The organism is Roseibium sp. RKSG952 (assembly GCF_009711355.1).
Map to the genome: position 1 here is coordinate 1 of NZ_SMMF01000723.1, position 5,624 is coordinate 5,624.

Annotated in this window: 4 protein-coding genes; 3 read left to right on the top strand and 1 reads right to left on the bottom strand. The window is 52.0% G+C overall.

All coding sequences use genetic code 11. The annotated features are described in order from the left end of the window. Positions 1-310 precede the first annotated feature (310 nt). Together E1297_RS04750 and E1297_RS04755 are read left to right on the top strand one after the other, a co-directional pair. Entirely contained in the window at positions 311-2,110 is a 1,800-nt protein-coding gene (locus tag E1297_RS04750) for a DUF262 domain-containing protein (protein WP_155134577.1), read from the top strand. Continuing rightward, positions 2,107-4,467 (top strand): DUF262 domain-containing protein, encoded by a 2,361-nt coding sequence (locus E1297_RS04755; RefSeq protein WP_155134580.1) that lies wholly within the window; start codon positions 2,107-2,109, stop codon positions 4,465-4,467. Before E1297_RS04750 ends, E1297_RS04755 begins: the two co-directional genes overlap by 4 nt. Here the strand turns inward: E1297_RS04755 and E1297_RS04760 are convergent. Then, positions 4,451-4,687, bottom strand: coding sequence for a hypothetical protein (locus E1297_RS04760; RefSeq protein WP_155134583.1), 237 nt, complete (start codon positions 4,685-4,687; stop codon positions 4,451-4,453). The genes E1297_RS04755 and E1297_RS04760 overlap by 17 nt on opposite strands. 374 nt (positions 4,688-5,061) lie before the next feature. On the opposite strand from E1297_RS04760, the gene E1297_RS04765 reads away from it, so the two are divergent. Beyond that, positions 5,062-5,448 carry a DUF4440 domain-containing protein gene (locus tag E1297_RS04765; RefSeq protein WP_155134586.1) on the top strand — a complete coding sequence of 129 codons (387 nt, stop codon included), beginning with the start codon at positions 5,062-5,064 and terminating at the stop codon, positions 5,446-5,448. Positions 5,449-5,624: the final 176 nt, after the last annotated feature.

A 5,624-nucleotide genomic window follows, 5' to 3' on the forward strand; every position in this document is an offset into this window, starting at 1 on the left:
GCTAAGCAGCCGTTCGTTCAAAGTGCGGCGGATTCAACAAGAGAGCCCGAAGTATACGATGCTGCGGCCAAAACTAATGTCTCCGATGCGCAAAGTGCGGACGCGCATCACGTAACTAAGAGCCCTTGCCTTTCTTGCCCCACTGCCAAGAAACAAAGTTCGTGTAGAAAAAACGTACTGGACGGCTGCTCTTTCGTATCAATAGTTCCCGTTCTATATTCAGACGGTTTGAGAACGTGAAAAGACACGAACAGACGTGACAGGAACAGTGTTTTTCAAATGACCAGAGTTACAATAAGAGTTGGGGATCATGCAGTCTGAGAGTGCAGCGATCGAGCTGAGATCAATAAACAGCCTGCTCGTTGATGAAGACGGCTCCCCTGCACGGTACTGGATCCCCGCATACCAGCGCGGATATCGCTGGGACCGGCTACAGGTAACCCAACTCCTTGATGACATTTGGGGCTTTATCCAGGCCAGCAAGGAGAAAGGCCGAACCTCTTTTTACTGCCTGCAGCCATTAGTTGTCCGCAAGCTCGAAGACGGGGGATACGAGGTCGTCGATGGGCAGCAGCGGTTGACAACCATCTTTATTTTGCTTTCCCACCGAAATGAAATCCTCACACTGCTCGGCAAACAACGCTTTTTCATCGACTATGAGACGCGTGACCGCGCCTTTCTTGATGAAATCGATCTCGACCGATCCAACGAGAACGTAGATTTTTACCACATCTGCGAGGCTTGGCGGGCGATTGAGGAATGGTTTGCCAGCCGCGACCGAATGCATGCGCTTAGGCTGCTGCAGCATCTGCTCAACGACGATGAGACCGATCTGAACGTGAAGGTCATCTGGTACGAGCTGGCGCCCAATGACGATCCGGTTGCAGCTTTCACCCGACTGAACATAGGGAGGATACCACTTACCGAGGCTGAGCTGGTCCGTGCCTTGTTCCTGCGCCGCGCGGCCCAAGACGATGCTACCGGCAATCTTGTGTTACGGATTGCGTACGAATGGGACCAGATCGAAAAACGGCTGCAGGATAACTCAGTCTGGTACTTCCTGCAGAACACCGACCTCGATGAGGCAAACCGGATCGGCCTTGTCTTTCGACTCGCTGCAAGGATGGAAGGCCAGGCGTTAAACGGGGAAGACTACGCGGTATTTTCCCATTTTTCTGACTTGTTGAGCGCAGAATTAAGTGCCGAGATCGAATGGCGCAAGGTGAAGGATATCTTCATGGCGCTGGAAGAATGGTACGAAGACCGATACCTCTTCCACGTCCTTGGGTTTGTTCTCAATCAGACCAGTGGTGGTCTTTCCACGATTACCGAACTGCTTTCTGACAGCCAAGCATCTAGCAAACGCGATTTTTCCCAAGGTCTTCGCAATCGGATCTATCGGATGTTGCTAGGAAGTGATCTATCGGCGGCTTTCCAATATGATCTTGAGAAAGAGATTACCAATCTCTGCCGTACAGTCGGCTACGCAAATGCACCCAAGGTGCGGAGCTTGCTCCTTTTGTTCAATCTGGCAACGCTGCTCGAGGATCCGCGATCAAACATCCGGTTCCAGTTCGATAGTTTCAAGCGAGAGTCTTGGGATATCGAGCACATACGCTCAGTGAGCGACGAACGACCTTCACGCCCACGAGAGCAGGACGAATGGCTGCGCAACTGCTTGAAGTTCCTGCACACTGCCAAGGAAGAAGACGAGCAAGCGCTTGCTGAAAGCATTGAAGCCTACCTCGACCCAGATTCTGAGCCAGGCAGCCGGGTGAGCTTCGAGGAAATTGACGGCAAGATTCTATCGTTTTTCAACGAGGCGATGAACGGCCCTGACCACGACCTCGCAAACCTGACACTGCTGGATTCGCGGACCAACCGCGGCTATCGAAATGCGGTCTTTGCGGTAAAACGCAGAGTTTTGTTGGAAAACGACAGGTCCGGGATTTTTGTCCCTCTCTGCACTCGTAACGTCTTCCTAAAATGCTACAGTCGCACGGTTGGCAACGTCATGTTTTGGACCGATCAGGACGGAGAACACTACCTAGATGCGATCAGTCGAACGCTGACGCGATTCTTCTCGGAGGAAGCAGGGGCAAGCCGATGACTTCGCGAACCACCTTCGGCAAGCTGATCGAACGTTACGGCCGTGTTGAGATCCCTATTATCCAGCGAGACTATGCGCAAGGGCGGGCGGACCAGCACATCGTCCGAGACGACTTCCTCAAATCCCTTCACGACGCGCTATGCCTGCCTAGGGAAGACCCAACACTGCCCCTCGATCTCGACTTCGTCTACGGGAGCATCGTAAACGGCTCCTTTCAGCCGCTCGACGGCCAACAACGGCTCACCACATTGTTTCTACTGCACTGGTATCTCGCTTGGGTCGACGACTGCAGCGAAGATTTCCGCAATCGGATCGTCACATCGAGACGGTCTCGCTTCAGCTACGAAGTGCGTCCTAGTAGTCGGGATTTTATCAACGCCTTTGCTAACTATATACCGGACATCTCGGCCGTGAAGTGCAAAGACATCGCAGAGATGATAACTGACCAGCCTTGGTATTTTCGCAGCTGGCGGTTCGATCCAACGATTCAGGCAGCACTATCAATGCTGGAAAGGATGCACGAGGTTTTCCGGAAAACCTCAGGCCTTTATGCCCGATTGATCGACGAAACGGCTCCCGCGATCACATTCCAACTTCTTGATCTTGATCAGTTTGACCTCTCGGATGATTTGTACATCAAGATGAATGCGCGGGGGAAACCGCTAACTCCATTCGAGACATTCAAGGCACGTTTCGAGAAGCATCTGGAAGACCAGATGAAGAACCCTCCGCCGGATCTCTGCAATGGGACGCCACTTGCAGACTTCTTCTCTCATCGGATTGATACGCGCTGGTCCGATTTTTTCTGGCCGTTCCGTTGCAAGAAAACTGCCACCTTCGACGACGCCATGATGAACCTACTGCGGGCAGTGATCATAGTGACAAGGGATCCCGAAGCGCCTGCAACCTCGCATGATCTGGCCGACCTTCGCTCGATGGCGCGAGTTAGCGGCTATACGTGGTTTCATGACAGGGGTTGGCTGGATCAGGAAATGGTCCTGGCTCTGATCACGCTCCTGGAACGTTGGAGCGCGGGACCCGAAACGTTCTGCTGCTATCTCCCCGACACGCGGCACCTCGATGAACAGGTTCTTTTTCAGGACATACTCACCAAGCCGACCAGCCTTACCTTCCAACAGCTTGCTCAGCTTGCCGGTTATGCCCAGTTCCTCGTCCATTCGCCCGGCGAGGTTGATTCCACTGCTTTCGATGCATGGATGCGGGTCGTCTCTAATCTCGCAACCAACACCGATTACAATCGCCCCGAAGACCTGCGTCGGAGTTTTGCTGGTCTCCGGGAACTCACGCTGTGGATGAACGATATCGTCAACCATCTCGCGAGTTCGGACGGCGTCGTGAGAGGTTTCTCCCGCGAGCAGGTCGCAGAAGAGCGGATCAAAGCTCATCTCATGGGTTTCGGCGACGGCTGGCCGGAACGGCTCGATCGGGCAGAGCGGCATACCTATTTTCGAGGGCAGATTGGTTTCTTGCTACGCTGCTGCGGCTTAAAGCTTGGTGAGGTAGATGCCGAATTTGAGCGTCTCGACGCAACTACCGCAAGCGAACTAGTGGAGCCATTCGAACATTATCTCGCATGCGCCTCACAGATGTTCGACGACCTTTTAAAACACCCGAAGGGATCTGGCCGGCTCTGGGAGCGCGCACTTCTCGCGGTCGGAAATTTCCTGCCTTATGTTGGCAGAAATCGATCGTTGCTGACCACGTCATACGACGAGGCCTGGGGTTGGAAGAGACTTCTTCGCAATGCAGCTGCGGATGGTCGGGCAAGCCAGATTCTAAAGGCTCTCTGGGACCAACTTGAAGACCCGGGCTCATATGCTGCTGATCTTGGCGGCGTCATCGAGTCTGCAACGGAAATCGATCCGTGGCGTGAAGCGATCCTCGCAACGCCGTCGGTCTACGACTACGGCAAATACAGAATGATACGCTTCTCAGACGATGGAGGCATCTACCTTCTCAAAAAGACGCAGATGAACGGACGACATGCTGAACTGTTTACCTACTGCCTATTCGAAACCCTGGCGTCCGAATTGGAGCCGTACGGCTTTTCGGTACAATATTGTGAGGCTAAATCGACCGAAAAAAAGCCTGGTATTTGTTTCACCAGAGACCTTAGCAATTTCGAGATCAAATTCCACCTGGTTTTGTATGAGGCACCCAAAAAGTACCAGCTTTACTTAGAAGATAGTATTAATGTGGCCAGTGGTCTTAGGCTTCGCCTCGAAGAACTAGGTTTTGAGAAAGACGAGGATGGATTTTTGACAAAGATTGGCGGAATAAACAAGCTGAGAGCTAAAGTGGTTGGTTTGGCCAAATCACTTAATGAAGGTGATTAAAGTGCGCGCCGTTCTTTCGCGCTGCCAAAATTCTCGGATTGATACTCAGTCCCTCTTCGCGCCACGTCATTGCCGCAGCCTCGTTAGCTGCAGTCATTTTTTGCTTGATTAAGTCGATCTCGGAGTCGCTGAAGCGTGCTGCGTCCTGGTTTTTAATCTTTGTTACGGGTCCAGGCGGCGAGAAATAGCCCTTCATTATTTTTAAGACTTTCGATGCCATATGCCATCCCCTTCCCCTACCATTTCTTTAGGTCGGGTCCATATATCCCATCCAGCGTCTTGGAGGTTTCCTCTCGTATAGGAAACGCCTTTCAACACTTTAACAAGCTCATTCGCATCTTTTAGTAAAAATTCATTGCTTAACCCGTTCACTGAAGGACACACCATATGTAGAGAGGAGAACTATCGCTCCTGCCCTTCATCCTTGCAGGTGAACAGATTCCCCGCGGATCCGACAGGTCGCTGTTCCGCCGCCCACAATAAACAAGTGGCTATGGTGTCGGCAGTATCTTTTAGCCTTGTTCTGGGAACGAAATTCCATCAGCATGAACCACATCGTTCAATGATCCAGCATCCAAAAAAAGACCAAGGAATATGCCCAGCCTTCCCGCAAATCTTGATGAAATCCGATTTCTCGAGGAGTCTCTTCATCGCTCAGAGGTCAGAGGGTCAAGAGAGGTGCTTGAAAAGTTGCTCGCGATTGACTTCGTCGAGTTTGGTGCTTCGGGAACTGTGTATGGACGCGGTGAAATCATCAGCTCCCTGGTTCGGGAAACTGCCGATGATTCCGACAAACTCATCGCAACGAACTTCGCCTTGGCGACTGTTTCGGCGGACGCAGTATTGTTGACATATGAAAGCCAACATAGGCGAAATGACGAGTCGGTGCGGAGCGTGTTGCGGAGCTCGATTTGGAAGCACAACGGCGCAGATTGGCAGATGCTTTTTCACCAGGGCACGATCAAGAATCGTACCGACTAATTCGGCTAGTTATCAGGAAAGAGGGCTGTGTTTGAGATCGTCGTGGAAGAAGTGACACGTAGTATCCGCGAGTGGTGGAAAGAGGTTTGCATCGTCTTCGTCTTTTCCGCAGTCAGTTACGCCTTCCTTCCGATCAGGCCCCTTCCGTCATATCTCTATGCCTTCAGATATCGTTA